The 3,668-nt window shown below is 74.8% G+C and carries 3 protein-coding genes and 1 pseudogene; 3 read left to right on the top strand and 1 reads right to left on the bottom strand.

Going from position 1 to position 3,668, the window contains the following annotated elements; genetic code table 11:
- Positions 1 to 1,215 (bottom strand): glycoside hydrolase family 3 protein (locus KBX39_RS26280; RefSeq protein ID WP_210873018.1); only part of this gene is annotated, 1,215 nt, incomplete at its 3' end.
- A gap of 139 nt (positions 1,216 to 1,354) precedes the next feature.
- Here KBX39_RS26280 and KBX39_RS33905 point away from each other — a divergent pair.
- From KBX39_RS33905 to KBX39_RS26270, 3 genes and pseudogenes are all read left to right on the top strand, one after another.
- Positions 1,355 to 1,477, top strand: coding sequence for a hypothetical protein (locus tag KBX39_RS33905; RefSeq protein WP_255358596.1), 123 nt, complete (start codon positions 1,355 to 1,357; stop codon positions 1,475 to 1,477).
- A 68-nt stretch (positions 1,478 to 1,545) separates the two neighbouring features.
- A pseudogene (locus KBX39_RS26275) lies at positions 1,546 to 3,177 on the top strand (ATP-dependent DNA helicase RecQ).
- A gap of 64 nt (positions 3,178 to 3,241) precedes the next feature.
- Positions 3,242 to 3,668 (top strand): hypothetical protein (locus tag KBX39_RS26270; RefSeq protein ID WP_210873017.1); only part of this gene is annotated, 427 nt, incomplete at its 3' end.

Here is a 3,668-nt window from a genome sequence, read left to right as displayed (position 1 = left end):
GGCCAGGGGCGCGGCGATCCCCCACGGCGTCTCCTCGCCGATGGCGATGTTGCGCGGCGGCGCGAACTCCACCACGTGCGCCGGCCCGGCCAGCGGCAGCAGCGCGGCGTCGCCGCTGACCCGGACCGCCCGGCGGGCGGCGGCCAGCCCGATCGGTGAGCCGTCGGCCGGTGGCGTGCCGGCGACCCGGCGGGCGCGGGCGGCGACGCTCCAGGCGGCGAGCTGACCGACGCGCTTGGCCGCCTCGGCGAGCCGCTCCTCGGGCAGCTGGCCGCTGATCACCGCGGCGACGATCGCGTCGCGCAGCTCGCGGGCGTCGGCCTCGGTGGCCCGTTCCCCGCCCACGCAGATCGCGTCCGCGCCGGCCACGAGCGCGCGTACCGCGGCGCCGGTGAAGCCGTACCGGTCGGCCACCGCCCGCATCTCCACCGCGTCGGTGACCACCACGCCGCCGAAGCCCATCTCCTCGCGCAGCAGCCCGCCCAGCACGCGCGGGCTGAGCGTGGCGGGCAGTTCCGGGTCCAGCGCCGGCACCAGCAGGTGGCCGGTCATCACCGCCTGCGCCCCGGCGGCCACGGCGGCCCGGAACGGGGCCAGCTCGACCGCGTCGAGGCGGGCCCGGTCGCCGCCGATGCGGGGCAGGTCGTGGTGCGAGTCGACCCGGGTGTCGCCGTGTCCGGGGAAGTGCTTGGCGCAGGCGGCGACGCCGCCGGACTGCAGGCCGCGTACCCAGGCGGCGGTGTGCCGGGCGACCAGGTCCGGGTCGGCGCCGAACGCGCGCACCCCGATCACCGGGTTGGCCGGGTTGGAGTTGACGTCGGCGTCCGGGGCGTAGTCCAGAGTGACGCCGACGGCTGCCAGTTCGGCGCCGAGGTCGCGGGCGACCTCCTCGGTCAGCGCCGGGTCGTCGATCGCGCCGAGCGCGTAGTTGCCGGGCCGGGAGCTGCCCCGGGCGGACTCGATCCGGGTGACGTCGCCGGCCTCCTCGTCGATCGCCACGATGACGTCCGGCCGCTCGGCCCGCAGGTTCGCGGTGAGCGTGGCGACCTGCTCGTGGTCGACGACGTTGCGGGCGAACAGGACGACCGAGCCGAGCCCTTCGCCGAGCCAGCGGCACACCCACGGCGGCGGCGTGGTGCCGACGAACCCCGGTTGCAGGACGGCGGCGGCGAGCGCCGCCAGATCTCCGGTCGATCCCTCGGTCCGCTCGCTCATGTGCTGTCGTACCCCCGTCTCCCCCACGGACCCGCCGGGGCCGGCGGGTGCTGACATGGTCACACCGCGCAGCTAAATAGTCAACAATCCTTACTGTTAGGCGGTGGCGTCCCGCGACCTCCCGTGGGAGAGTTCCCACATGTCCGCCCTGCCGCTCGCCGACGCCACCAGCGCCGCCGACATCCCCGGCGTACGGCTGCTCGGCCTGATCGTCGGCGGCCTGTTCCTGCTGATCGCCATCCGCGCCATGTTCCGCCGCTGATCCGCACCGGGCGGGTGAGCGGCGCAGGCGGTTTCGCGCGGGATCGCCGGGGGTAGCTGAGGCGCTTGATGAAACTGACCACTCACTCCTCCAGCCTGCGCCGGGCGGCACGGAACCTGTTCGGCTGGACCGCGCTGCGGCCCAACCAGCTCGCCGCCATGCGCGCCGTGATGAAGCGCCGCGACGCGCTGGTGGTGCTGCCCACCGGCGCCGGCAAGTCGGCGATCTACCAGATCCCGGCCAGCCTGATCCCCGGCCCCACGGTGGTGATCTCCCCGCTGCTGGCGTTGCAGCAGGACCAGATCGCCGCGCTCAACGAACGGCAGCGTCCGGAGCTGCGCGCGGTGCGGATCAGTTCGGACGAGAGCGCCGCCCAGCAGGCCGAGGCGATCGAGGACATCCGGGCCGGGCGGGCGGAGTTCCTGTTCATCACGCCGGAGGCGCTGAGCAACCCGGACCGGCTCGCCGAGGTCCGGGAGCTGAAGCCGGCGCTGGTGGCGATCGACGAGGCGCACTGCATCTCGGCGTGGGGCCACGACTTCCGCCCGGACTACCTGGCGCTGGGCCACCTGATCGACGGCCTGGGCCGCCCGCCGGTGGTGGCGCTCACCGCCACCGCCTCCCCGCCGGTACGCGACGACATCATCGCCCGGCTGCGGCTGCGCGAGCCCGAGGTGGTGGTCTCCGGGCTGGACCGGCCCAACCTCTTCCTCGAGGTGGCCCACTGCCCCACCGACGACTACCGGTGGCGGCGGCTGATCGCGCTGCTGCGCGACGACGAGCGGCCCGGCATCATCTACGTGCCGACCCGGCGCGCGGCCGAGGAGCTGGCCGAGCGGCTCACCGGCGCCGGTTTCCCGGCCGAGTTCTACCACGGCGGCATGCCCACCGCGGCCCGGCACGAGCTGCACGAGGCGTTCCTCGCCGACCGGGTGCCGATCATGGTGGCCACGTCGGCGTTCGGCATGGGCATCGACAAGCCGAACATCGCCTGGGTGGTGCACATGGCGCTGCCCGACTCGCCGGACAGCTACTTCCAGGAGATCGGCCGCGCCGGGCGCGACGGCTCACCGGCCCGGGTGCTGCTGCTGTGGCGCGCCGAGGTCGTCGGCCTGCAGCGCTAGTTAAGCGGCGGGCTGCCGGACGAAAAGGAGCTGACCGAGCTGGCCGCGGTGCTGCGCGGCAAGGCCCGCAACCGCAAGGAGCTGCGCGAGCTGACCGGGCTCGGCCCGCGCAAACTGGGCCAGTACCTGTCCCTGCTGGAGCAGGTCGGCGCCGCCGAGCCACGCGCCCGGCAGCGCATCGGCGCGCCCCGGTACGCCCCGGCGGCCGCCGAGTCCGGCCGGGCCGCGCTGGCCGAGGCGGAACGGCAGCAGACGGTGACCCGGTCGCGTACCGACATGATGCGCGCGTTCGCCGAGACCACCGGATGCCGGGGCCAGGCCCTGCTGGCGTACTTCGGCGAGCAGATGCACGAGGTCTGCGGGCACTGCGACAACTGCCACGCCGGCACCAGCGTGGCCGCCGACGGCGCGGTCGGGCCGTTCCCCGTGCACAGCCAGGTGCGTCACCCGGAGTGGGGCGCCGGCCTGGTGCTCAGCTACGAGGAGGACCGGATGACTGTGCTCTTCGACGAGGTCGGTTACAAGACGCTCTCCGTGCCCGTGGTGTCCGAACAGGGACTGCTGGAACTCGACTAGCCTGACCCGGGCGCCGCGGCGGCGCCCGTCGACGAACGACGACCACGGCGAAAGGGGCCTGATCGTGATCGAGCAGCCGGCGTACACCCGGTTCGGCGTCTCCGACGAGGAGTGGGGGCTGCTGGTGGGGCTGCCGCAGTCGGTGCTCACCGCGGCGGCCGCCGCCGAGTCCGACGGCACCCGCCGCACCATGGCCGAGAACGCCGCCGGGCTGCAGACCATCGCCGCCGGCCGCGAGTCGGCGAGCCCGCTCGTCGCGGCGGTGGCCGGCGAGATCGTCGACCGGGTCGGCGACCCGGAGACCGGCGCGGAGCTTCCGGTGCTCACGCCCGAGGACCCGAAGGCGATGATCGAGGACGTGCTGGCCCGGGCCGGCCAGGCCGCCGCCCTGCTCGCCGCCCGGGTGGACGAGGGCCAGGCCGGGGCGTACCGGCACTGGCTGGTGGACATCGCCGAGCAGGTGGTGGGCGCGGACTCCACCGGCGGCATCC

This window comes from Micromonospora sp. D75, from assembly GCF_018070405.1.
In the GTDB taxonomy this organism is placed as follows: domain Bacteria; phylum Actinomycetota; class Actinomycetes; order Mycobacteriales; family Micromonosporaceae; genus Micromonospora; species Micromonospora chalcea.
Note: the sequence above shows the minus strand (reverse complement) of the source record. Positions and strands in the feature narration are given on the sequence as shown.